Source organism: Pseudoalteromonas sp. ATL1 (assembly GCF_058933015.1).
The window spans coordinates 2,946,605-2,969,775 of the sequence record NZ_JBZYXL010000001.1; the positions used below are offsets into that span (position 1 = coordinate 2,946,605).

Annotated in this window: 20 protein-coding genes and 1 pseudogene; 13 read left to right on the top strand and 8 right to left on the bottom strand. The window is 41.6% G+C overall.

Going from position 1 to position 23,171, the window contains the following annotated elements:
- Positions 1–439: 439 nt before the first annotated feature.
- Positions 440–1,777, top strand: a complete 1,338-nt coding sequence (gene ltrA, locus AC5FX4_RS12860) for a group II intron reverse transcriptase/maturase (protein ID WP_493606139.1) — start codon at positions 440–442, stop codon at positions 1,775–1,777.
- Between the two features lie 80 nt (positions 1,778–1,857).
- On the opposite strand, the gene AC5FX4_RS12865 is transcribed toward ltrA, so the two are convergent.
- Entirely contained in the window at positions 1,858–2,442 is a 585-nt protein-coding gene (locus AC5FX4_RS12865; RefSeq protein ID WP_493606777.1) for a hypothetical protein, read from the bottom strand.
- Between the two features lie 397 nt (positions 2,443–2,839).
- Here AC5FX4_RS12865 and AC5FX4_RS12870 point away from each other — a divergent pair, with 397 nt between their 5' ends.
- Positions 2,840–3,961, top strand: a complete 1,122-nt coding sequence (locus AC5FX4_RS12870; RefSeq protein ID WP_493606564.1) for an ISAs1 family transposase — start codon at positions 2,840–2,842, stop codon at positions 3,959–3,961.
- Positions 3,962–4,146: 185 nt separating this feature from the next.
- Here AC5FX4_RS12870 and AC5FX4_RS12875 read toward each other — a convergent pair whose 3' ends face one another.
- Positions 4,147–4,623 carry a GreA/GreB family elongation factor gene (locus AC5FX4_RS12875; protein WP_493606778.1) on the bottom strand — a complete coding sequence of 159 codons (477 nt, stop codon included), beginning with the start codon at positions 4,621–4,623 and terminating at the stop codon, positions 4,147–4,149.
- Between the two features lie 4 nt (positions 4,624–4,627).
- A complete protein-coding gene (locus tag AC5FX4_RS12880) occupies positions 4,628–5,071 on the bottom strand; it encodes a hypothetical protein (protein WP_493606779.1) in 444 nt (147 codons plus the stop codon).
- Positions 5,072–5,382: 311 nt separating this feature from the next.
- Between AC5FX4_RS12880 and ccoN the strand changes: the two genes are divergently transcribed.
- The 11 genes from ccoN to AC5FX4_RS12935 all read left to right on the top strand — a co-directional run bounded on the left by ccoN (position 5,383) and on the right by AC5FX4_RS12935 (position 15,530).
- Entirely contained in the window at positions 5,383–6,816 is a 1,434-nt protein-coding gene (ccoN, locus tag AC5FX4_RS12885; RefSeq protein ID WP_493606780.1) for a cytochrome-c oxidase, cbb3-type subunit I, read from the top strand.
- A 12-nt stretch (positions 6,817–6,828) separates the two neighbouring features.
- Positions 6,829–7,452 carry a cytochrome-c oxidase, cbb3-type subunit II gene (ccoO, locus tag AC5FX4_RS12890; protein ID WP_493606781.1) on the top strand — a complete coding sequence of 208 codons (624 nt, stop codon included), beginning with the start codon at positions 6,829–6,831 and terminating at the stop codon, positions 7,450–7,452.
- A 5-nt stretch (positions 7,453–7,457) separates the two neighbouring features.
- Positions 7,458–7,643: a cbb3-type cytochrome oxidase subunit 3 gene (locus AC5FX4_RS12895; protein ID WP_476289346.1), complete on the top strand. Its 186-nt coding sequence runs from the start codon at positions 7,458–7,460 to the stop codon at positions 7,641–7,643.
- Positions 7,640–8,605, top strand: coding sequence for a cytochrome-c oxidase, cbb3-type subunit III (gene ccoP, locus AC5FX4_RS12900; RefSeq protein WP_493606782.1), 966 nt, complete (start codon positions 7,640–7,642; stop codon positions 8,603–8,605). The genes AC5FX4_RS12895 and ccoP overlap by 4 nt, the downstream gene beginning before the upstream one ends.
- A 115-nt stretch (positions 8,606–8,720) precedes the next feature.
- Complete coding sequence (locus AC5FX4_RS12905) at positions 8,721–9,212, top strand: FixH family protein (protein WP_493606783.1); 492 nt, start codon at positions 8,721–8,723, stop codon at positions 9,210–9,212.
- Between the two features lie 5 nt (positions 9,213–9,217).
- Complete coding sequence (locus tag AC5FX4_RS12910) at positions 9,218–11,593, top strand: heavy metal translocating P-type ATPase (protein WP_493606784.1); 2,376 nt, start codon at positions 9,218–9,220, stop codon at positions 11,591–11,593.
- The gene (gene ccoS / locus AC5FX4_RS12915) at positions 11,590–11,763 is read left to right on the top strand and encodes a cbb3-type cytochrome oxidase assembly protein CcoS (protein WP_070987092.1); all 174 of its coding nucleotides are present in this window, start codon (positions 11,590–11,592) and stop codon (positions 11,761–11,763) included. The genes AC5FX4_RS12910 and ccoS overlap by 4 nt, the downstream gene beginning before the upstream one ends.
- On the top strand, positions 11,750–12,421 hold the full coding sequence (locus AC5FX4_RS12920; protein ID WP_493606785.1) for a sulfite exporter TauE/SafE family protein: 672 nt from the start codon (positions 11,750–11,752) through the stop codon (positions 12,419–12,421). The genes ccoS and AC5FX4_RS12920 overlap by 14 nt, the downstream gene beginning before the upstream one ends.
- A 35-nt stretch (positions 12,422–12,456) precedes the next feature.
- Positions 12,457–13,191: an FNR family transcription factor gene (locus AC5FX4_RS12925; protein ID WP_493606786.1), complete on the top strand. Its 735-nt coding sequence runs from the start codon at positions 12,457–12,459 to the stop codon at positions 13,189–13,191.
- 101 nt (positions 13,192–13,292) lie between these two features.
- The gene (gene uspE, locus AC5FX4_RS12930; RefSeq protein WP_493606787.1) at positions 13,293–14,219 is read left to right on the top strand and encodes a universal stress protein UspE; all 927 of its coding nucleotides are present in this window, start codon (positions 13,293–13,295) and stop codon (positions 14,217–14,219) included.
- 108 nt (positions 14,220–14,327) lie between these two features.
- The gene (locus tag AC5FX4_RS12935) at positions 14,328–15,530 is read left to right on the top strand and encodes an IS256 family transposase (protein WP_493605020.1); all 1,203 of its coding nucleotides are present in this window, start codon (positions 14,328–14,330) and stop codon (positions 15,528–15,530) included.
- Between the two features lie 45 nt (positions 15,531–15,575).
- Here the strand turns inward: AC5FX4_RS12935 and ttcA are convergent, their stop codons facing one another.
- The 5 genes and pseudogenes from ttcA to AC5FX4_RS12960 form a co-directional block, all read right to left on the bottom strand.
- Entirely contained in the window at positions 15,576–16,469 is an 894-nt protein-coding gene (gene ttcA, locus AC5FX4_RS12940; RefSeq protein ID WP_493606788.1) for a tRNA 2-thiocytidine(32) synthetase TtcA, read from the bottom strand.
- Positions 16,470–16,610: 141 nt separating this feature from the next.
- Positions 16,611–17,646: pseudogene (locus AC5FX4_RS12945) on the bottom strand (response regulator).
- Positions 17,647–21,369: a response regulator gene (locus tag AC5FX4_RS12950; RefSeq protein WP_493606789.1), complete on the bottom strand. Its 3,723-nt coding sequence runs from the start codon at positions 21,367–21,369 to the stop codon at positions 17,647–17,649.
- Between the two features lie 191 nt (positions 21,370–21,560).
- Positions 21,561–22,223, bottom strand: a complete 663-nt coding sequence (locus AC5FX4_RS12955) for a DUF2987 domain-containing protein (RefSeq protein ID WP_493606790.1) — start codon at positions 22,221–22,223, stop codon at positions 21,561–21,563.
- Positions 22,213–23,031 carry a glucosaminidase domain-containing protein gene (locus AC5FX4_RS12960; RefSeq protein ID WP_493606791.1) on the bottom strand — a complete coding sequence of 273 codons (819 nt, stop codon included), beginning with the start codon at positions 23,029–23,031 and terminating at the stop codon, positions 22,213–22,215. Before AC5FX4_RS12960 ends, AC5FX4_RS12955 begins: the two co-directional genes overlap by 11 nt.
- Between the last annotated feature and the right edge of the window lie 140 nt (positions 23,032–23,171).

A 23,171-nucleotide genomic window follows, 5' to 3' on the forward strand; every position in this document is an offset into this window, starting at 1 on the left:
CAAATCCGCGAGGGGTTGTATGGAGGAAGCCGCTAGCAAAATTGCGAGCTGATGAACAAAAACATCATACTAGGCGTAGGCTGAAGACGAGTTAGCACAAGATAACGAAGTCACGTGATCTAACGGCCACCGTAAATGATGCAGTTGTGCAATGAAAGTTAATGTTCTTATTCGGGGAGAGCTGGATAACATGCGGCCTGCGCTATCGCTGCGGAAAATACCAGTAAGTGGCTGGTCAATCAACCCCTTGGCGTGCTATTTGGTTGCGAAATAGACTACGAGCGAAACCACTGCAACACCCACCGATACGCACGCAGCGCAATTTAGAGCAATTTATTTTGTGATTATCCAGCAGTCAGCAGACGGCATAGTAGCCAAACACCCATCGTAATGGATGGGACACGGTGAAGGCCTGAACATTTAACCGAAGGAATACTTCATGTCTTACTTACATAACTATACGCCACAGCCCTGTGGTTCTGATATGCAGCGTAATGCAGTGCAATCAACCTTCAACTTTGATTTATTCGAACACGTTTTATCAAACGATAATCTTCAACGCGCATGGAAGCAGGTTAAAGCCAACAAAGGCGCAGCGGGTGTAGATGGTATGAAAATAGACCAATTTATCGACTGGGCAAAACAACACTGGCAACAGTGCAAAGCTCAACTCGAAAATGGGACTTATCGTCCACAACCGGTCAAACGCGTTGAAATTGATAAACCCGATGGTGGAAAACGGCAACTCGGCATACCCACAGTGGTCGACCGGGTTATCCAGCAAGCCATTACTCAGGTTTTATCGCCCATCATTGATAACACATTTTCAGATAACAGCTTTGGTTTTCGTCCTAACCGTAACGGCCAACAAGCAGTGAAGCAAGTTCAACAAATTATTAAATCTAAACGCAATATTGCGGTAGATGTCGATTTGTCAAAGTTCTTTGACCGAGTCAATCACGACTTATTGATGCGAAATTTATCACGTCATGTCAAAGATAAACGCTTGCTCAAACTCATTGGCCGTTATTTGAGAGCTGGAATTGATGACTATGGCACGCTAATTCCGAGTTTAGAAGGAGTACCGCAAGGCGGCCCTCTTTCACCTTTATTATCCAACATTATGTTGGATGATTTAGACAAAGAATTGGAGCAACGAGGTCACCAATTTGCCCGTTACGCTGATGATTTTATAATCTTAGTAAAATCAAAACGTGCGGGCGAACGTGTACTTGCCAGCGTTACTCGGTTCCTTGAAACTAAACTCAAATTGCTTGTTAACACGGATAAAAGTCAGGTGGTTAACACCACACAAAGTAAATTCTTAGGGTTTACCTTTAAACGTGGAGCAATCAAATGGCATGACAAAACTCTGCATAAATTTAAGCGACAGGTACGCATTTTAACTAACCGTAATTGGGGCGTGAGCATGCAATATCAGTTGTTTAAATTAAGCCAATATCTAAGCGGATGGATCAATTACTTTGGTATTGCGAACACATACCAGCAATGTGTTGACCTAGACCAATGGATAAGGCGCAGGATCAGGATGTGTTACTGGCGACAATGGCGAAAACCGAGAACTAAAGTAAGAAACCTGATGAAGCGTGGAGTTCATGTGCAAGCAGCTGTTGCCTGTGGCATCACAAGTAAAGGACCTTGGCGCAGTTCCAAAACACCCGGTATTCAACAGGCTTTAAGCTTAAATTATCTGAAAAATGAGGGACTATATTCACTCAGAGACGGATGGATAAAAGTGCATTACCCAAACGGGTAATCTGTTAGATGAAACGCCCTGTGCGGACCCGCATGCAGGGTGTTGTGGGGGCTGAGGGCTAGATACCCTCGGCTACCCGATTAAGTTGCTGGAAAATACGTCTCTGTATCATTGATATATAAACGCAATATGTCGCCTCGTTTAACGCCGCTAACGTTATGACCTAAATCTTTTCGAATGGCAATAAACAAATCCTCAACACATACTAACATTACTGTTGTATCAGAAGTGTCAGCCAAATTTGTTAATGTATCTCTAAAATTACCAAACTCTTTCACCATATCTTTGAAACCCCAAATAACCAAATCTCTAGTTGTATCGGCAAAGAATCTAATCATTTCCTGCTCAGAAGGTTGCTTTTTACCTAATTTTTCAGCAAAAGTTATCAAGAAAATAAATTCTATTATATTTTCATAAATTGGAATCTTTTTCTCTCGTAGTTGATTTTGTATATCTACTTTATGCTCTTGCTTTTTCGAAAATAAAACAGTGATAACAGAAACGAGAACCGTAGCAGAACCTGCAATTATTCCCGCTGCTAATTTGGGGTCGACACTACTAAATATTGCCCCTACTGCCTTAAATAATAAATAAGCTCCCCAAATTAATAGAGCTATTAAAATAAAACCAACAATTAATTGAAATACTTTTTTAATTTTTTGCACAAGCTCTCCATAGCAACTAACAGTGTATTAGCGTGAATTCGCGTTAATGTTCTACCCATTAGCCCTACAACACACCAATTAACAAATTTAATTGCGCTAAATATTAGCAGGTTAACACTCATTTTGCTTTCAAAAAGTAACAACGCTCACAGAGCAAAACGAGAATCTACTTAAACGCGAATAAAAAAGGTTACCACCGAATATAAATTAATTTTATAAATCAAGCACTAACTTTAAGTTTCAGACTTTAAGCCGCACAATCAAAACATTAATTAACGAGGCCTCAGGCAACAAAATTTGCTCTCTTAAGTTATACCTGTACCAGGGCAAGATCATGAACTTTACCTTGACATAAATTTATGATCTTATACTGCTTTTCAGATTAAGCAGCACAATTATGTCAGCCAATAAGTTGTTCGAACACTTTTCTTCCATTGATGACCCACGCCAGCAAGGTAAAGTGCAACATCCATTATTTGATATTCTATTTCTAACAATCAGCGCCGTAATCGCAGGTTGCCAAGGTTGGGAGGAAATTGAAGAGTTTGCCCATGACAAACTAACTTGGTTACGTAAGTTTATAGCGTTAGCGAACGGCGTGCCGCGGCACGACACGATTGCAAGAGTTATAAGTCGTATTGATATGACCCAGTTTCAAGCCTGTTTCTCTCAATGGATGCAAAGCTGTAGTGAACTCACAGACGGCAGTGTGGTTTCCATTGATGAAAAAAGGCTAAAAGGTTCATTTAAACAGCCAGATAGAAAAGATGCTATCCACATTGTCAGTGCGTTTGCCTGTGAAAATGGCGTGACGTTAGGTCAATGCAAGACCGACTCGAAGTCCAATGAAATCACCGCAATCCCAGAGTTGCTACAGTTACTAGAGCTAAAAGGTTGCTTAGTGACGATTGATGCGATGGGCTGCCAAAAGGAGATTGCGAAGCAAATTATAGAAAAAGAAGCAGATTATTTGCTGGCTCTCAAAGCCAATCAGGGCAACTTATTTGAACAAGTGAAACAACTCTTGCAACCAGAAATATCACGCCAGATAGCGACTGATAGCTTATTAAGTGAAGTAGATTATCAACGAGGTCGAGAAGAATTCAGAGCGGCTGTTGTCTGCCATGAAATGGCTCAAATTCCCGCAAGAGCTGGCTGGCCCAATTTACAAAGTGTAGGCGTGATAGTGTCTTACCGTAAATCGGATAACCAGCAGCAAGGTGAATTAACCTATCAATATTACATAAGCTCAGCGAACTTGAGTGCGCAAAGACTAGCAGAAGCCACGCGAGCACATTGGTATATTGAGAACAGTCTTCATTGGTGTTTGGATGTGGCAATGAATGAAGATGGTTGCCGTATACGCCGCGACGGAGCAGCAGAAGTGTTGGCTGGTGTAAGACATATTGCATTGAATTTATTGAAGAAAGAGACATCCTTTAACAAAGGTGTACGCGCGAAACAGCTAAAAGCAGCTAGAAACGAGTGCTATCTAGAAAAGGTATTGAATAGCAAGTGATTTTTCATGCTCTTGCCCTGATACCTGTACAAACCCACAGCATGTTGGCCTGCCAAGATTCGAAGTATTGCCATCCAAATTAAACGCTAAAGCCAAATATTTAAATCACAAACATGCGCCAGTTGTAATGTCGGATAGCGCTTCGCTTATACCGGTTGACTTAACTGATTCGCGAGTCGTTTAGATTACATCACCGCTAATATTTCATAGTTGTAAGTTTGCCCAGCCACAGTGTACTCGCATTCGTCACCTACCCGCTTACCGTTCATAGCCTTACCGATTGGTGACGATGGTGTGATCACCAGAATAAGCTCCCCTTTTACTACAACTTTTAACCCGCCTTCACTGGGACCGAGGTAAAACCAATGTGTGTTGTCGTCTATATCTATGGCCTTTATTAAACTACCAAGGCCTATTTTAGGGAGTACGTTAACGTCATAACTTTGTGCAAATAAAGAAATTGATTTATGCACCTCATTCACACGCTCGCTTTGGCCTTGTGCTAAATAGCCAGATTCAATACTTAAAGAATCATACTGAGTTTCAGCCACGCTTTGTTCGTGTGTTGCATCTTCATGTGCACTTTGGGCCGCTTGCTGCGCTTCGTTCAGTTTTGCTTCTAATGCAAACTTAATATGTTCAATCACGATGAGTTTATTCATTGCACTACCTGATTACATATAAAGGAAAGGTGTTAGTGAGCGTATCGCCTTGCGCGTTAAGCATCGTCAGTGTAAGGCGCCATTGCATTACCTCTGTGATACATAACCCCACCATTGTGGTCGCCGAATATACGTTGTTTTGTTGGGCCGCAAAAAAAACTGGGATATATCCCATATTCATGGTTTCGCCAGATAACATTGCTGATTTCAACTCGTACCCCTGCGGTATTTTTGCAAACACCTTAAACTCACTTTCACCTACAATGTGTGCTTTGGCGTACCACAAATGGATATCATTGTGTGATATGCAGGGCTTTTGGGCAATGCAATTCACATCTTGTAACGAACTTTCACTTTTTTCTGAACTTTCATGTATAATGTCAGAAGGGTCTGAGCATGCGCTCAATAAACTCGCAGCAACAAGCGCGTAAAACCAATATTTGCTCATTATTTGTCCAAAATGGCATTTACAAAACTGCGACATGGTAAAGCAGAATTTGTAGATATTCCACAAAGGTGAATAATTGAGCAAAAATGGGGCCAAAATTTGATTGATGTCATAATTTTAGGTGTTTGAGGTATCTTTTCTTTTGCAAAAAAATTATCATTTCCTTGCAAAAATAAGGGTTTCTCAAGTTGGTTTGAAATAGATTTGCTTTATCAGATTTATTTTTAAACGAGCTTGTTGAAATAATAAGCAGGGCCTGTTAACGCAGGTAATTCATTTCTAATCGCATTAATTGCAGCGGAATCCAGAAAATGAGCCAAACAGTAGCATCACAAACTGAGTACAATTATAAAGTTGTACGCCAATTCGCTATCATGACAGTGATTTGGGGCATCGTTGGCATGGGTGTTGGTGTTCTTATTGCAGCCCAACTCGCTTGGCCGGCATTGAACTTTGACACTCCATGGTTAACTTACTCTCGACTTCGTCCGTTACACACGAACGCAGTAATCTTTGCATTTGGTACAAGTGCACTTTTTGCAACATCGTATTATGTTGTACAACGTACTTGTCAAACGCGCCTTTTCTCAGACAAATTAGCCGCTTTCACCTTCTGGGGTTGGCAAGCTATTATTGTTTCAGCAGCCATCACTCTACCTTTAGGTATTACTTCTTCTAAAGAGTATGCTGAGCTAGAGTGGCCTATCGATATCGCTATTGCGGTTGTATGGGTAACTTACGCGGTTGTGTTCTTCGGTACGCTTATCAAGCGCAAAGTATCTCACATCTATGTTGCGAACTGGTTCTATGCTGGTTTCATCATTACTGTTGCTGTTCTTCATATCGTTAACAGCATGGCAGTACCAGTATCATTAACTAAGTCTTACTCTATCTATGCAGGTGCAGTAGATGCAATGGTTCAATGGTGGTATGGTCACAACGCAGTAGGTTTCCTATTAACTGCAGGTTTCTTGGGTATGATGTACTATTTCGTACCTAAACAAGCTGGTCGTCCAGTTTACTCTTACCGTTTATCGGTTGTTCACTTCTGGGCACTTGTTTCTCTTTATATCTGGGCTGGTCCTCACCACCTTCACTACACAGCACTACCTGACTGGACTCAGTCTCTAGGTATGGTTATGTCAGTGATCCTATTTGTACCTTCATGGGGTGGTATGATCAACGGTATCATGACGCTTTCAGGTGCATGGCACAAACTACGTACTGACCCAGTACTTCGTTTCTTAGTTGTTTCATTGTCTTTCTACGGTATGTCTACGTTCGAAGGCCCAATGATGGCAATTAAATCAGTAAACGCGCTTTCTCACTACACTGACTGGACTGTAGGTCACGTACACTCAGGTGCCCTAGGTTGGGTTGCAATGATTTCAATCGGTGCAATTTATCACCTAATCCCTGCACTATTCGGTCACGGTAACATGTACAGCGTTAAACTAGTTAACACGCACTTCTGGCTACACACTGTTGGTGTTGTTCTATACATCGTTGCAATGTGGATCTCAGGTGTAATGCAAGGTCTAATGTGGCGTGCAGTTAACGCAGACGGTACGTTAATGTACAGCTTCGTTCAATCTCTAGAAGCGTCTAAGCCGTTCTACATCATGCGATTCTTAGGCGGTGTGTTCATCGTTACAGGTATGCTTGTTATGGCATACAACGTGCTGCGCACTGTAACTGCTAAAAGTGGCTCACTAGCTACTGATGCAAATACGCAAATGGCTTAAGAGGTGTAGATTATGAGCAATAATAATTCAGCCAATAACAAACACGAAATCGTTGAAAAGAACGTTGGCCTAATGGCTATCTTAACGGTATTCGCAATTAGCTTTGGTGCACTTGTTGAAATCACACCGTTGATGTTCCAAAAAGACACAACTCAACCAGTCGAGGGCTTACGCCCACTTACTGCACTTGAAATGGAAGGTCGCGATATCTTTGTTCGTGAAGGTTGTTACAACTGTCACTCACAAATGATCCGCCCTTTCCGTGACGAGGTTGAGCGTTACGGTCACTACTCTGTTGCTGGTGAGTCAGTATGGGATCACCCATTCCAGTGGGGCTCTAAGCGTACTGGCCCTGACTTAGCTCGAGTAGGTCAACGCTATTCAGATGACTGGCATTATGCACACCTTATGAACCCGCGTTCTGTGGTTCCTGAGTCAAACATGCCAGCTTATCCTTGGTTAGATGAAAATGTACTAGACGGTAAGTTAACCGCCAAGAAACTTGAAGTATTCAAAGGCTTTGGTGTGCCATACACCGAGCAGGATATTCAAGGTGCAGAAGCAGCAGTTAAAGGCAAAACAGAAATGCAAGCCCTTATTGCTTACCTTCAGCAACTTGGCACACACTTGAAGTAATTATTATGGATTACGGCACATACAGAGGCATTTTGACTCTGGTAATTTTGGTACTATTTATTGTGATTGTTGCTTGGGCATATAGCAAACGCACTAAAAATCGTTTCGATAGTGCAGCGAATGCCATCTTTGAAGATGAAAAAAAGCATAAAGAAACAATCTCTAACGAGGAAAAGGAGTCTGAAAAATGACTAGCTTTTGGAGTATTTGGGTTATCGTATTAACCCTAGCGTGTCTTGCTCTGATCTTTGGCTTATTGCTTTGGAACCTAAAGAACTATGTAGGTGTTAAAGAAGGCGAAAGCTGTGGTCACGAGTTTGACGGAATTGAAGAAATCAATAACCCACTACCTAAGTGGTGGACTTATATGTTCTTCGCGACATTCGTTTGGGCTGTATATTACTTAGCAGCTTACCCTGGTCTTGGTAACTGGCAAGGTCTTGCTAAGTGGACAAGTTCAAACCAAGGTATCACTTCTCTTGCTGAATCTAAAAAAGCAACTGAAGAAGCGTTAGCAAATGGTGAAAAGGTTCAATTAGACCAAGAAATCATTGCTGCTGAAGAGCGTTTTGGCCCTATCTTCGAAGCTTTTGCTAAGCAAGATATTGAAACACTAGCTAAAGACGAAAAAGCACTTGAAATTGGTCAGCGCTTGTTCTCGCAAAACTGTGCTCAGTGTCACGGTTCAGACGCGCGTGGTGGTACTGGTTTCCCTAACCTAACTGATAAAGATTGGTTATACGGGGGTACACCTGACAAGATCAAAGAAACGCTTTTACACGGCCGTGTTGCAGCAATGCCTACTTGGAAAGCAGCGCTTGGTGAGCAAGGTGTTAAAGAAATGACCGCTTACGTATTAAGCCTTTCTGGTCGTAAAGTTAACCAAAAAGACGCTGATGCGGGTAAAGCTAAGTTTGGCATGTGTGCGGCGTGTCACGGTATGGATGGTAAAGGCTCTGTGGCTCATAACCTACCATTCGGTGCACCTAACCTAACCGACAATATCTGGTTGTATGGTGGTTCTCAACGTGCAGTTGAAGAAACACTGAACAACGGCCGTGCTGGTGTAATGCCTGCGTGGAAAGAGATCTTAGGTGAAGATAAAGTTCACTTATTAACGGCTTACGTGTACAGCTTATCTCAAGATAAATAATCGATACTTAATAGTTAATTAAGATCAAAAAAGCCTCCATTTGGAGGCTTTTTTTTAGGTATTTAGCAGCAAATAAGATAAAATATCGCCACACTTTTCAAGCATTAGAGTCGTTATGAATCCTACTCCGTGGTATAAAAATTTCTGGCCTTGGTTTTTAATGTTTTTCCCTCTTGCAACAATTGTCGCCTGTGTTGTACTCGTGATGGTTGCTGTGGGTAATGGTCCCGACATGGTTGTTGATGATTACTACAAAAAGGGCAAGGCAATTAACTTAGAGTTAACTAAGTTCGACAAAGCCAAAGCACTTTATTTGCACGGCGATTTACAAGTAGATAGCGATTACATCAAGTTTAAATTCACAAAAGGCGATCACAGTAAAGTTCAAGCCTTAAAAGCAGCTTTTTACCACAGAACAATTAAAAAGTACGACTTTACAACAACCCTACTTCCTAACGCCAATGGCGAATTTACATCGGTACTCGATCCAATCCAGCAAGGTGCTTATACAGTATTTTTAGAACCGATGGATGGCAGTTGGAAGTTAAAAGAAAACTTACAACTCCCTACACAAGATATTATAAAGATTTCGCCTGAGTATAAGTAATTACGATGGCCAGTACATGTTTTCACTGTTTAGAACCTATTCCAGCAGGCTTTACTGGTGAGGTGAGCTATCTAAATGAGCCCCAGAAGGTATGTTGTATTGGTTGCCAAGCGGTTGCCGAAACCATACTTTCTCAGGGAATGAGCGACTATTATAAATTTAGAACGACTTCGGCAGGTAAAGTCGATGAATTAGTACCAGAACAACTGACTCTGATAAAAAGCTACGACAATGCCGATGTACAGCAAGATTTTGTCACTCATCAAGGTGATTTGACTGAGGTCTTGCTTAGTGTTGAAGGGATTAGCTGCGCCGCCTGTGCATGGCTTATTGAAAAGCAGCTTTTAGCAATTAACGGCGTGGCACGTGTTGACGTTAACACATCAACCCACCGAGCAATGATCGTGTGGAATGCTGAGCATGTTTTGCTCAGTGATATCATTAAGTCATTGATGCAAATTGGCTATAAAGCGTATCCTTTTCAAGCAGATGACGAAGCCACCCAAAAGCAAGCCGTCGCCAAAGCCTATATTCGCCGTTTAGGTGTGGCAGGGCTTATGACCATGCAGGTTATGATGTTTGCATTTGCCATGTATTTTGGCATGTTTTCCGGCATGGAAGAGGATTTTGAGCAGTACTTTCGCTGGATCAGCCTCGTTTTAGCTTCTCCGGTTATTTTGTATTCTGCCCTACCGTTTCTGACCAACGCAGTCAAAGGCCTCAAAGCCAAACAGCTGAATATGGATCTACCCGTGTCGCTGGCTATTTTTGGCGCATATGCCGCAAGCAGCTATGCCACGGTGATGGAAGTAGGTGAAGTCTATTTTGAATCCATTTGTATGTTCACCTTTTTGCTGTTGCTTGGTAAATATTTAGAGTTTAGAGCACGCTTAAAGGCCAGTGAATTTACGGCAAACTTGCAAAAGCTTTTACCATTAACCGCTCGAAAAATTGACTCAAGTAGAGACGAGCATATTGTTGCCGCAAAAAACCTCAAGTTAGCAGATATTATTCTAATTAAGCCCGGCGAGACGATCCCTGCTGATGGTCTTGTGCTTGAAGGGTCAACAAGTGTAGATGAGTCGATGATGACCGGCGAGCATCTGCCTGTTAAGAAGCATCAAGGGCATCAGATCTATGCGGGAACAGTCAATCATGATGGTGTTATTACCGTTGAGATCAATAAAGTGGGTCAAAATACCCTACTCAACCAAATTATTCGCCTTCAGCATAATGCGCTCAGCAAGCGCCCTAAATTGGTTGAGATAACGGATAAAGTCGCACAGTGGTTTGTTGCCTGCTTGTTGGTGTTTGCTTCACTCACCGCAATCGGTTGGTATTCTGTTTCACCTGAGCAAGCCTTCTGGGTAACCATCTCTGTATTAGTGGCAACCTGCCCGTGCGCATTAAGCTTAGCCATACCAACCGCTTTAACCTGCGCAGTAGCAACCCTGACGAAAAAAGGTATTCTGATAAAAGAAGGCCATGTGCTTGAAACTCTCACTAAGCTAACTCGAGTTGCCTTTGATAAAACAGGCACCCTGACCGAAGGTCGTTTTTCAATTGCGCAAGTTGAAGTATGTGATAACACGTATAGCGAAGTCGATGTGTTAGCGCTGGCAGCAAGTCTAGAAAGATATTCAGAACACCCTATTGCAGCCGCTTTTGCGGAACATTTAACGCAGCATCATGAACTCGCTAATGTAGAAGTTCACCCAGGAATAGGCATCAGTGGTCACTTAAACGGTCAATATGTTGCCATTGGCAAAAGTAACTGGTTTGATTCTCAAAACAGCGAAGCACAAGCCACGCTGTATATCGACAAATCTATCGTCGCAAACTTTTTCTTTGATGACAAAACACGTGACAATGCGCAAAGCGTGATAGATAAGTTGCAAAGTTCAGGTCTAAGCTGCCATATGCTTACGGGTGACAGCAGTAACGCAGGCCAGGTGTTAGCCGATAAACTAGGCTTAAACTCACAACAAAGTAGTTGCTCTGCACAAGACAAACAACGTGCAGTGGAATCTTGGTCTGAGGCAGGTGAAGTCGTTGCGATGATTGGCGATGGCGTCAATGATAGCCCGGTATTTAACAGTGCACACCTGTCTATTGCAATGGAAACGGGTGCCGATATTTCTAAAAATGTTGCCGATGTTGTTTTGCTGAAAAGCGATCTGAACGCTATTGTGCATCTACAACATGTCGCGCTCAAAACACGCCAGATCGTGAAACAAAATTTAGCAATATCGCTGATATACAATGGCTCAATACTCCCCCTCGCTGCACTGGGATTAGTGCCACCTTGGCTTGCAGTGATAGGTATGTCAGCAAGTTCTATCATTGTGATAGGTAACTCACTAAGGCTGTTAAAACTATGAGTATTATTTATGTACTAATCCCCATTGCAATACTGTTTGTTATCATTGCCATCGGGATCTTCTTTTGGGCAGTAAAAAGCGAGCAGTTCTCTGATCTTGAAAAGCAAGGTCATAGCATTTTGTTTGAAGACGACAAAGAGCAGCATAAAAACGCCAATGAACGAGATTAGTTTATTTAGTGCGTTTTTAATGGGCCTAGTGGGCAGTGGGCATTGCCTTGTGATGTGTGGTGGAATTGCATCAAGCTTACAATTAGCATCTAAGTCGCTTGCTCCTTTCAAAGTCAGTTTGCTTTATAACGTTGGCCGTTTAATGAGCTATATGATTGCAGGCGCTTTGGTTGCCTCTCTCGGTAGTGCATTTGCCAAGCAAAATACAACTTTCTCCCTCGGTTTACAGCTATTCAGCGGCGTGTTTATGCTACTAGTTGGCATTTATGTAATGCGTCTTGCTAGCACGCTAAAGTGGTTAGAATCGGGCGCAAAGTCTCTAATTTGGCAGCATATTGTAAAATTAAATAAGTACATACTCCCTATCGATAACTATGCCAAGGTACTGAGCTATGGTCTTTTATGGGGTTGGCTTCCCTGTGGCTTGGTGTATTCCGCATTAACTTGGACTTTACAGGCTCCAACGCCTATTGAAGGAGCCCTGATCATGGCCTACTTCGCACTGGGTACTTTACCAGCCATGTTAGTTATAGGCCAATCAGCCCAACAACTTAGCCGCTTTTTAAATCACAATCTGGTAAGATTAGGATTAGGTAGTGTTTTCATTTGGTACGGTGTTTATCTACTAATCATTGCAACTGATAGATTAGTACATTAACCTAGGCCAAACGTCTTATATTGGATGGAAAAATTATGGATTTGAGCAATCAGCAACGTGGCAAAAGTCAGTGCACAATTAGTTGCAACAACTGCAGTATCAGTCAGCTATGTCTGCCATTTTCTTTAAATGGCACAGAAATGGACAAGCTAGATGAGATCATCGAAAGGAAAAAACCATTACATAAAGGCGACTACCTTTTTGAGTCAGGCACTAAACTAAACGCTATTTTTGCCGTGCGTTCTGGCTCATTTAAGTCTTATACCCTGTCTGAACAAGGCGACGAGCAGATCACAGGCTTTCACCTTGCAGGTGACTTGGTTGGTTTTGATGCCATCAACAAAATGCAGCATCAAAGCTTTGCGCAAGCACTTGAAACATCTATGGTTTGTGAAATCCCATTTGAGACACTCGATGACTTGGCCGGAAAGCTGCCTAAGCTGCGACAACAGATCATGCGCTTGATGAGTAACGAAATAAACTATGATCAAGAGATGCTACTGTTGCTTAACAAAAAAACGGCTGAAGAACGCTTAGCCACCTTTATCTTTAATTTATCGAACCGGTTTGGCGAACGTGGCTTTTCACGCAAAGAGTTCAGGTTTACCATGACTCGTGGTGAAATTGGTAATTATCTTGGCCTAACGGTTGAAACCATCAGCCGTCTGTTGAGTCGCTTCCAAAAAGCGGAAATCATCAAGGTTGAAGGCAAGTTCATCACAATCTTAGACATTCCAGCTTTAGCTCGCACTGCAGCGATATCTCTTTGATCTAAAGCAACGAATTGTTTGCAAATTCTTTAACCTTTGGCTAGATCGGTTACACTTAAAGATAACTGATTTAGCTAACTTAGCACGATAAGGAATTTGCAATGGACAATATTAAAAGCATTCTAGCCGTTATAGACCCAACAAAAGCGCAGCAAAATAGCTTGCAACGCGCGATCACGCTTGCAAAGAAAACTGGTGCTGAAATTACCGCATTTTTATCTATTTATGACTTTTCATACGAAATGACCACCATGCTGTCAAAAGATGAGCGTGAAGCAATGCGAGAGGCGGTAATTAAAGATAGAGAAGCGTGGATAGATGACCTTGTTGATAATATTCCTGATATTAAGGTACAAAGTAAAGTCGTTTGGCATAACCGCCCTTACGAGGCGATCATCAAAAGTGTGTTAAGTGAAGGCTACGATCTCGTGATCAAAGCGACACATCAGCACGATACCCTAAAATCAGTTATTTTTACGCCAACAGACTGGCACTTGATCAGAAAATGCCCAGCCCCAGTGTTACTCGTAAAAGATCAAGACTGGCCAGAAAAAGGCCATATATTAGCCGCAGTTAACGCGGTGAGCGACAACGAACAGCACTTAGAGCTAAACCGCAGAATCATTAGCGATGCACAGTTTATTTGCCAATTAGCCAATGCACAGTTGAGCTTAGTTAACACCTACCCTGCAACACCAGTCAATATTGCGATTGAAATTCCAGAATTCAATCCAACTCATTACAACGAAGCGGTTAAAAAGCACCATGAAGATGAGACGTATGCGCTCGCGGAATCGTTTTCAATTGCTCAAGCTGATTGCATCATAAAAGAAGGCTTACCAGAAGACGTAATACCTATGGTCGCTAAAGAGAATAAATCAGAGCTTGTTGTTATTGGCACCGTCGGCAGAACAGGATTAAGCGCAGCCTTAATTGGTAACACAGCCGAGCATGTTATTGACAGCCTAGATTGTGACGTACTCGCGCTAAAACCAGATGGTTACAAGAGCCCTTTAGATGAATCTTAAGGATTAAAACAAAAAATGCCCCTGAACAGGGGCATTTTTTGTAACTAAATTCGGTAGTGTTTAGAAATCTGTGTCATTTCAGTATCATTAAGAAAACAGGAATGACACATGACCAAAGACTTCGATTTAGAACAAGCCATTAAAGCCCTTCAGTCAGGGCAAGATCTGACAGGCAAAGATGGCTTCTTAACCCCTCTTATCAAACAGATCACCGAAGCTGCCTTAAAAGCAGAGCTGGAACAGCACCTTGTAGATGACGAGCAGCCTAACCGTAAAAATGGTTCTAGTAAGAAAACCGTTAAGTCTTCAGTGGGCACTTTCGAACTGGATACCCCGCGTGACCGTGCAGGCTCATTTGAGCCAAAGCTAGTTAAGAAAAACCAGACTAAGTTAACTGATGAGATCGACCGCAAGATCTTATCCATGTTTTCGCTTGGCATGAGCTATCGTGATATCCGCGGCCATGTTGAAGATATGTATGGTATTGACGTTTCTGAGGCTACCATCACAGGCGTTACCGACTGTTTGATACCCGAATTGAAAGAATGGCAGCAACGACCATTAGATGCGCTCTATCCGTTCGTCTGGCTTGATGCTATCCACTACAAAATTAAGGAAGATGGCCGCTATGTCAGCAAAGCGGTGTACACTATCTTAGGCTTAAACGTCGAAGGCAAGAAGGAGCTGCTTGGTCTGTATCTATCCGAGTCAGAAGGCGCGAACTACTGGCTATCTGTACTAACGGATCTGCATAACCGTGGCGTTGAAGATATCCTGATAGCCTGCGTGGATGGCCTGACAGGCTTCCCTGAAGCTATTGCAACTATTTACCCAAATACAGAAGTTCAGCAATGCGTTATTCATCAGATCCGCAACTCTATGAAGTACGTCGCTTCCAAACATCAAAAGGAGTTCATGGCTGATCTAAAACCAGTTTACCGCGCTGTGAGCAAAGAAGCAGCAGAGATGGAACTTGAGCGTTTAGAGTCCAAATGGGGTCAACATTACCCGATAGTGCTCCGTTCTTGGCGAAACAAGTGGGCAAACCTGTCCGTTTATTTTAAGTATCCAGAGTACGTTCGCAAGGCCATCTATACCACGAACGCTATTGAGGCTGTACATCGCCAGTTCCGTAAACTGACCAAGACGAAAGGTGGCTTCCCAAACGAAAACAGCTTGCTTAAGCTACTGTATGCTGGGATATTGAATGCTTCTAAGAAATGGACAATGCCAATTCAAAACTGGAATATGACATTGTCTCAACTGGCGATTCATTTTGATGGGCGCTTGGATGATGTCTTAGATATCTAGCCAAAATTAGCTGACACAGAATTCTGAACGCCCTCCTAAATTCGATTAGATGTTTGTCACATCAATAAATAGTGATTCGTCAATGTTCGTCGAAGAAACAACCGCTTCGCTAAACTCGTACTCTTGACGCTCTTCGCTTCGATCCAAGGGCAGATTTTCAAAATCAAAAAGCGCTCTATCAGCTAACTGGCTTGGACTCACGTTCTGCATCGATTTAAAAATGTTCTCTACACGACCCGGTGTTTTCTTGTCCCATTCAACCAACATGGCTTTAATATTTTGACGCTGTAAGTTTTCTTGAGAGCCGCACAGGTTGCAAGGAATGATTGGGAACTCCTTGTGCTCCGCGTAACGAATTAGATCATCTTCTCGGCAATATGTTAACGGGCGAATAACCACGTTACGACCATCGTCAGAGCGTAATTTTGGTGGCATGCCTTTTAGTCGAGCACCATAGAACATATTTAGAAACAGCGTTTCAACCATGTCATCCATATGGTGTCCTAACGCGATTTTCGTCGCACCGATCTTTTCTGCAAATGAATATAAAGTACCACGACGCAGTCGTGAGCAAAGCCCACAGGTTGTTTTGCCTTCTGGAACCTTTTGTTTTACCACGGAGTACGTGTCTTTATCGACAATGTAGTAAGGGATATTTAAAGACTCAAAGTACTCAGGCAGAATGTGTTCTGGAAAGCCCGGTTGTTTTTGATCTAAATTGACCGCGACAACTTCAAACGAAATAGGTGCGACTTTTTGCAATTGCAACAAAATGTCGAGCATCGCAAATGAGTCTTTACCACCACTGATACAAGCCATAACAACATCACCTTGCTCAATCATACCGTAATCGGTGATGGCGTTACCTACTTGTCTTCTCAGCCGTTTTTGTAATTTATTTATTTCAAAAACTTCTTTTCGTGTATCTGTTTGGCTCATTTTGCTACTCACATCGTCAATCGCAATGACTACTTTTCAACGGAAATTCGAGGGCGGCAATTATACGGGCTTTTTTCTTGCTGAACTAGCTTAATCTCTAATTTACTTAGGACGCAAATTCTCACTACTTTTTGATACACTCTATGCTTCTTTCCTAGAATCACTATCATTAGCAACAGACGCAGCATTTAATTTTGCTTCTTCTTTGTCCCACATTGCTTTTATTTCTAACACGTTCGGCATTAACTCAAAGAACAATTCTACAATATCTTTATCAAGGTGATTTTCAGCCATCTCTCTTAAGGTCATGCATACTTTGTCTAGCGGCCATGGCTCTTTGTAAGGCCTTTTCATTGTTAAGGCATCAAACACATCCGCCACCGCAACAATTCTCGCACACTCTGGTATCTCTCTTGCTTTTAATCCATTTGGGTATCCTGTGCCATCCCATTTTTCATGATGATTTAAAGCAATCTCCGCGGCCAGCTTAAAAACTGGATCGTCACTACGGCTAAGGATCTCAAAACCAATTTGAGAATGCCGTTTCATAATTTCCCACTCTTCAAGTTTGCCTGGTCTTTTTTAAGATGGCATCTGGAATTCCAATTTTACCCGTGTCGTGCATTGGTGCAGCTAACTCGAGAAGCTCAGCTCGACTTCTATCCCACCCCATATTCTCTGCAATTAACTTGCAGTATGCCGCCATCCGCCAAATATGCACACCAGTATCACAGTCGTTATAGTGACCCGCATCGGCAAGCATGAAAATCGCAGCCTTTTGACTTGCCTCTAATTTTTCAGCGCGAATTAATGATAAATGCGTCTTCACACGGGCTTTTAATATCGCTTGTGATATTGGTTTGTAAATATAATCAACACCGCCTACATCGAAACCTTTTTGCTCATCATATTCACTGTTAAGCGATGTCACAAAGATGATCGGTATATGAAATAGCTCGGGATAGCTTCTCAGCTTTTTAGCAAACTCAAAACCACCCATTTCTGGCATTTCTACATCAGATAAAATAAGTGAAGGGCTATGCTTTAATGCAGTCTCTATACCTTCCTTTCCGTTTCTAGCGAATACCAACTTATACTCATCTTTTAAAGTTTGACGCATGAGCGCTAAGTTAGTCGGTTCATCATCAACACACAAAATTGGACGTGAGAATGGCATCTATTTTTCCTTAGAATTAATAAAGTCTTCAACCAGAGTTTCGGCACGCCGAAAATCAAACTTCTCTAAACACGCATTAATCTCTTCGACTAAATTCTGAGGAAGGTGTTTTTCAACCTTTTTAATTACTTTTTCTACTTCACAGGGGTTATCGCTGTGTAATGTATTGAGCACACTTTTACAGGCTGATTTTGTCAACGCGTTGTTTGCCACCTCAGCACTCGTGACAACCTTAGCTGACGTACGAACTTTATTTTGTCTTGTCGATAGATATTCTTTAACAAGTCTAACCGTTTCCTTCATACAAGTTGTTAATTGGTTCACTAAGTGTCTACAGTCCTGTCGTTGATCTTGTAATCCACATTCCAATTCACTTGTACGATCACATAGCGGCATAAGTACAAGTGCCCCCGCCGAGCCTCGAAGCTTATGACACAATCGTTTTGCTTCTGAAATATCTTTGCTATCTATAGCATCGGATATTCTCTGAATATCATTTTCATGATGCTCCAAGAAAACCGCTAGTTGGCTTTGATAGCTATTAACATCTGTCCACTTTTTAATTCCCAGCTCTTCACTAAACAATGGCACATCACGCACTTTATCTACTGGGGATGCGTAAATATCCGTTTCCACTATGTCTTTTTTGGTACAACGCAAAACAGCATTGATCAGCTCCTCGACATCAAAAGGTTTCGGCACAAAATCATTCATTCCGGCTCTAATCGCTGCCTCCCTATCAGCTTTGAAAACCGCAGCAGTAAGCGCAATAACGGGAATGTCTCGTAATTCTTTATTTAGACGCATTTCTCGAGTTGCAGCATAGCCATCCATAACTGGCATTTGTACATCCATTAGAACCACATCAAACTTGGTTGGGTTTTTAGCTAAAATTGAATATGCATTGGAACCATTTTCTGCCAATTCAACATCAGCTCCTTCACTAGATAGAATATTTTTAGCAACCATACGGTTAATTTCATTGTCATCAACAACGAGTATTACAAGATCTCTTACACGCTTAGCATCAAGTGGTTTGACATGTTTGTGTATTTCTCCTTTACGATTTTTATACTCAAGCATCGTATTGTATAAGCTAGAGCTAGTAATTGGTTTAGTAATAACAGCTTCGATCAAACTGTTTGCGGGATGTTCATACAGCTTTGCTCTATCTGCTGCGTTAACCATCATAATAATTGGGATGTCAAAATCAGGATATTCATCATGGATTGTGGTTGCCACTGTGAGCCCATCAATGCCTGGCATTCTCCAGTCAAGCAGCAGCGCATCAAATTTGGCATGACCAAACTCAGATAGTTTATCTAACACACCTTGTCCGGATGAAGTAGACTCAGGTCGCCAGCCAAGACTTGCTGCAGTATCAACGATCAAAGCTAATGCAACATCGTGATCATCTGCTATTAAAATTCTCTGATTCAACATTTTAGGAATTGAGTTATTTAAGGGATCAGATATTGGAAACGTTAATTCAAAGTAAAATTCACTACCTACCCCTTCCTCACTAAACAATTGTAGTTCTCCGCCCATTAAACTGACTAATTGCTTGCTTATTGCTAAACCCAGACCTGTTCCGCCAAAAGTGCGCGTCGTAGAAGTATCTACTTGGGAGAAAGCCTCAAAAATTGATTGCTGTTTTTCAAGAGGGATCCCCACACCAGTATCTCGCACGGAAAACCGAATACGTACTTTGCCATTGCCCATGTGTTCATTCACACGTGTCATGCCGACAACAACTTCGCCCCGCTTCGTAAATTTCAGCGCATTTCCCGTAAGATTAATGAGTATTTGTCCTAACCGGAGTGGATCACCTTTTAAATTTTCGGCACCGTGCGGTATCGCTGCCATTATTACTTCTATTGGCTTATCACCCACTGCAGAAGACATGATATTGGCAACATTATCCATCACATCAGCAAGTTGAAAAGAAATACATTCAATATCTAAGCGGTGCGCTTCAATCTTTGAGAAATCAAGAATATCATTAATAATACCGAGTAAATTCTCACCCGAACTATGGATTTTTTGCACCATATTTAATGCAGTTGTTGATAGAGACTGCTTTTGTAAAAGATAAGTTAAACCCAAAATTGCGTTCATTGGTGTCCGAATCTCATGACTAATATTAGCTAAAAAGTTACTTTTAGCTTCATTTGCCTCTACCGCCTTCTTACGCGCTTGCTCCAGCTCTTTGGTCCTACAAGCCACTTTCTCTTCTAACGACTCATTCAGCTCACTGAGCAACGACTGAGTTTCTTTTTGCTGTGTTATATCTCGTATAATGGCCGAAATGCCGGTGTTTTTCTGGTCCTTAAAGGTGATAGGAGAGAAAGAAATCGACACGTCAATCAGGTCGCCATTATCTTTTTTTGCAGAAAAGTCGAACGGTTCTTGGTTTTCTACACTGAGCTTGTATAAAGTGTCTGGCTTAATCCAATTATCATCTTTTGGTACAATCAACTCAAAAATAGTTTTACCAATTGCTTGCTCAGGAAGATAACCAAATATCTTTTGTGCAGCATGGTTCCAGTTTGTCACTTTTCCTTTAAGATCCATGCTAACAATCGCATCTAACGAGCCTAAAACTATCGCTTCGTACATATATTTAGCTTCTAGCAAAGTGATCCTCTTGTGCATATGACTTTGATAGATAGAAGCAATTACAATCACAACAAATAAAGTAGCGGCAACCAATATAACAAGCTGGTTTCGACGCTTACCAACAATGGTTTCAATATGAGATGTGGGCACACCCACAATGATATCTAAAAAATAAGGATCTCCTGAATGAGGGAAAAGTACGCGCTTTTGCTGATAGAGCAACTCGTTTCCTGAGATCAGGTGTTTAACTACGGTAAAGCCATTGCGTTGCTGCCCTGTCGTGAAGAAATTGTTCCACCGATTGGTCTTGTCTAGATCTTCACCAAATGTTTTAGAAGAGTCGGGATGTATTTTGAAATATCCCTTCTTATTAATAAGATACAACTGTAACTCATCGTTTAACTCTTGTTGTATTTCCGCAAGTAAAATCGATGCTTTAACATTAATAACAATCAAGCCAAAGAATGTTTGAGATTGATCAAATACTGGCATCGCGATACGCAATGTGGGTACATAAGGGAAATCAAGCTTGCCATATTCGCGGTTTAAGTTGAGATCAGAGATATAAACATCTGAGGGGCTAAGTTTGCTGACCGCTTTGAAATATGAAGATTCTCCTTTGCGTTGCAATGCGCTTTCATCAACAACGTTAACCACATTATTGCGTCTGTCTACTCTTACAATTTCTTTTCCCTGCTCTGCTACACCTATGTATCTTAGTTGGATAATATCTGGGTGATTATCAATATAACTTTTGAAGATGATTTTTAGCCTATTGATCCACTGTGCTCTCGCTGTTCCATCTAAAGGATCAATGCCATTGTTGGCAGTTGCACGCATTATGCCTTTTACAGGCGGTGTATCATGCAAAAAACGAATTTGTCTAACTTTGGTATCTAGTTGATTAGTTAGCAGATTATAGCGCATTGAAAGCTGACCACTAATCTCTGTGTAGTAATCTCTTTCAACTTCGCGCTCGGTGCGATTGCTTATCACGGCGATAGAAATGACGCCAATCAATAAAACGCTTACAACGAAAATATTGAACGCACGGTATGAGAATGACTTTTTAAAATCATCCATGTGTTGCAAAATACGCGACATAATTCGGCCGTCCTTTGATTAATCAGCCCAAATTAGGTGTAGCATAGATTATGGAAGGTCGCCACGACGAGTGATAAATGAAAGGCATCACCCAGTGTTGTCATTACGCAAAGGTTATCCTGACTTGCTTAAGGAATGTGCCGAAAAAGTAGCCCATTGCGAATAGCATGGGCCACGTTGATAAATGCAGTTTATTTACTGATCCAAGGCGTTACTTTTTGTACTGCAAGGTGTGCATTGTGACTTTTGAACCTAACTGGATCATTTTCCCAACTAGAGTGTACTTCAAATGTACATTGCTGATCTGTACAGTGAACTTGTGCATCATCAAAGCGCACTTTATCAGTAAATTGGACCTTGAGCCCCTTTTGTTCGGGCAGTAAAAAACTCATCAATTTACTTACAAAAAAACCTGAAAGATCCGATAGTAGTTCATCAAACTCCCTATGTAGTTGGTACATATCCGATTTATTTAAGTTTTCGGAAGTAAAATGCTCAGCTTCGATTTGAAATTTAAGCTGACAATCATGCTTTGGATTTTCTGGCTCGATCACAATGACGGCTTTATCTTGGTCTAGCTGTTTATCATAAGGCAGAAGTAACTGCGCATGCTTTGTATACGTTAAGGGCGCGGTTGATTTTTCAGTTACAATTTGACCTTTCGCAATTTTACATGGCTCTAGGGTTGCAATATCCACCACATAAAAGTTAACGCGAGCATACTCAAAGCCACCCTTTTCAACCTCTTTTAGTCTGTCGTAAAAACCATCGTAAGATACAACAAACTCTTTCGCGTTCACTACTGTGCTTGTGGCTAAAACTGCTAATAATGCCGCAAAACCTTTATTCTTCATCAAAGTAATCCTTGTTATGGCGGATCATGTCATTTAATTCTTCAACATACGCATCACCACGCTCTGAATAAGAAACAAGTCCGCGTGTGAGTACGGTGGGATCAATTGGCAGTTTTTGTGCTCTCAATTGTGCACGCTGTTCACGCAATTGAGCATAAGCTTCATGCGTATTAATGTTTCTGAAGTATGATTTAACAGCAGCCCCGACCGATTTAAAGGCAGCCACTTCGTGCTCTGCCTCATCATTACGTTTTTTAGGCACCATACCGCAGCCTTTTCTGTAGCACCATTGCCCAAAAAAGTTTAAACCTATTCTCGCGAAACGAGATGTTCCCCAAGCTGACTCGTTAGCAGCCTGCATCAAAGCGAGTTCTTTAGGAATAATATCGACATGAGTCAACGCATTCTGAATGCTTTCAATCGTCAACTCCGAACTATCAAGTCGATAGTAAGCAAAGATTTTTCTCAACTTTTTAGTCTGGGTACCAGTCAGCTCTGCATCTGCCTGTAACATCATTAAGGCAATTTCTAGCGCCGCCCTTTGACCCTCGATTTGTTTATTTTCCGCATTCACGTGCGGTTTAATAAAGTCGAAGAACTGCTGCTTTTTCTGTTTTATATCTTTAATGTTTGCAAAATCAGGTAATTTGACGTTGTGTAATGGCTTTTCTACCACTTTTGGTTTTGCTTTCTTACGTTCAACTGTCGATTCCTCTATTGTTTGAGGCGTTTGCTTGAACACGAAGGGGTAACTTATCGCCCAAACAGAAATAACAAAAATAACAATTTGTATTAATCTAGCTTGCATAATCATCCTCTATGTTTTTGTGCGAGCCATACTCCCTTCTTGGCTTTTCCTGCTGAAAATATTGATTTCACTTCAGCTTTTACACGTAACATACTATTTTTCGCTTTAAAATTAGCATCATATTATACTTAAACGGTAAT

Coding starts and splice junctions, on each gene's coding strand:
- uspE (WP_493606787.1), top strand. CDS start 13,293: ATGGACAATATTAAAAGCATTCTAGCCGTTATAGACCCAACAAAAGCG.
- AC5FX4_RS12950 (WP_493606789.1), bottom strand. CDS start 21,369: ATGTCGCGTATTTTGCAACACATGGATGATTTTAAAAAGTCATTCTCA.
- AC5FX4_RS12935 (WP_493605020.1), top strand. CDS start 14,328: ATGACCAAAGACTTCGATTTAGAACAAGCCATTAAAGCCCTTCAGTCA.
- AC5FX4_RS12910 (WP_493606784.1), top strand. CDS start 9,218: ATGGCCAGTACATGTTTTCACTGTTTAGAACCTATTCCAGCAGGCTTT.
- AC5FX4_RS12955 (WP_493606790.1), bottom strand. CDS start 22,223: ATGAAGAATAAAGGTTTTGCGGCATTATTAGCAGTTTTAGCCACAAGC.
- AC5FX4_RS12870 (WP_493606564.1), top strand. CDS start 2,840: ATGTCAGCCAATAAGTTGTTCGAACACTTTTCTTCCATTGATGACCCA.
- AC5FX4_RS12880 (WP_493606779.1), bottom strand. CDS start 5,071: ATGAGCAAATATTGGTTTTACGCGCTTGTTGCTGCGAGTTTATTGAGC.
- ccoS (WP_070987092.1), top strand. CDS start 11,590: ATGAGTATTATTTATGTACTAATCCCCATTGCAATACTGTTTGTTATC.
- AC5FX4_RS12920 (WP_493606785.1), top strand. CDS start 11,750: ATGAACGAGATTAGTTTATTTAGTGCGTTTTTAATGGGCCTAGTGGGC.
- AC5FX4_RS12905 (WP_493606783.1), top strand. CDS start 8,721: ATGAATCCTACTCCGTGGTATAAAAATTTCTGGCCTTGGTTTTTAATG.
- ltrA (WP_493606139.1), top strand. CDS start 440: ATGTCTTACTTACATAACTATACGCCACAGCCCTGTGGTTCTGATATG.
- ccoP (WP_493606782.1), top strand. CDS start 7,640: ATGACTAGCTTTTGGAGTATTTGGGTTATCGTATTAACCCTAGCGTGT.
- AC5FX4_RS12895 (WP_476289346.1), top strand. CDS start 7,458: ATGGATTACGGCACATACAGAGGCATTTTGACTCTGGTAATTTTGGTA.
- ttcA (WP_493606788.1), bottom strand. CDS start 16,469: ATGAGCCAAACAGATACACGAAAAGAAGTTTTTGAAATAAATAAATTA.
- ccoN (WP_493606780.1), top strand. CDS start 5,383: ATGAGCCAAACAGTAGCATCACAAACTGAGTACAATTATAAAGTTGTA.
- AC5FX4_RS12925 (WP_493606786.1), top strand. CDS start 12,457: ATGGATTTGAGCAATCAGCAACGTGGCAAAAGTCAGTGCACAATTAGT.
- AC5FX4_RS12960 (WP_493606791.1), bottom strand. CDS start 23,031: ATGCAAGCTAGATTAATACAAATTGTTATTTTTGTTATTTCTGTTTGG.
- AC5FX4_RS12875 (WP_493606778.1), bottom strand. CDS start 4,623: ATGAATAAACTCATCGTGATTGAACATATTAAGTTTGCATTAGAAGCA.
- ccoO (WP_493606781.1), top strand. CDS start 6,829: ATGAGCAATAATAATTCAGCCAATAACAAACACGAAATCGTTGAAAAG.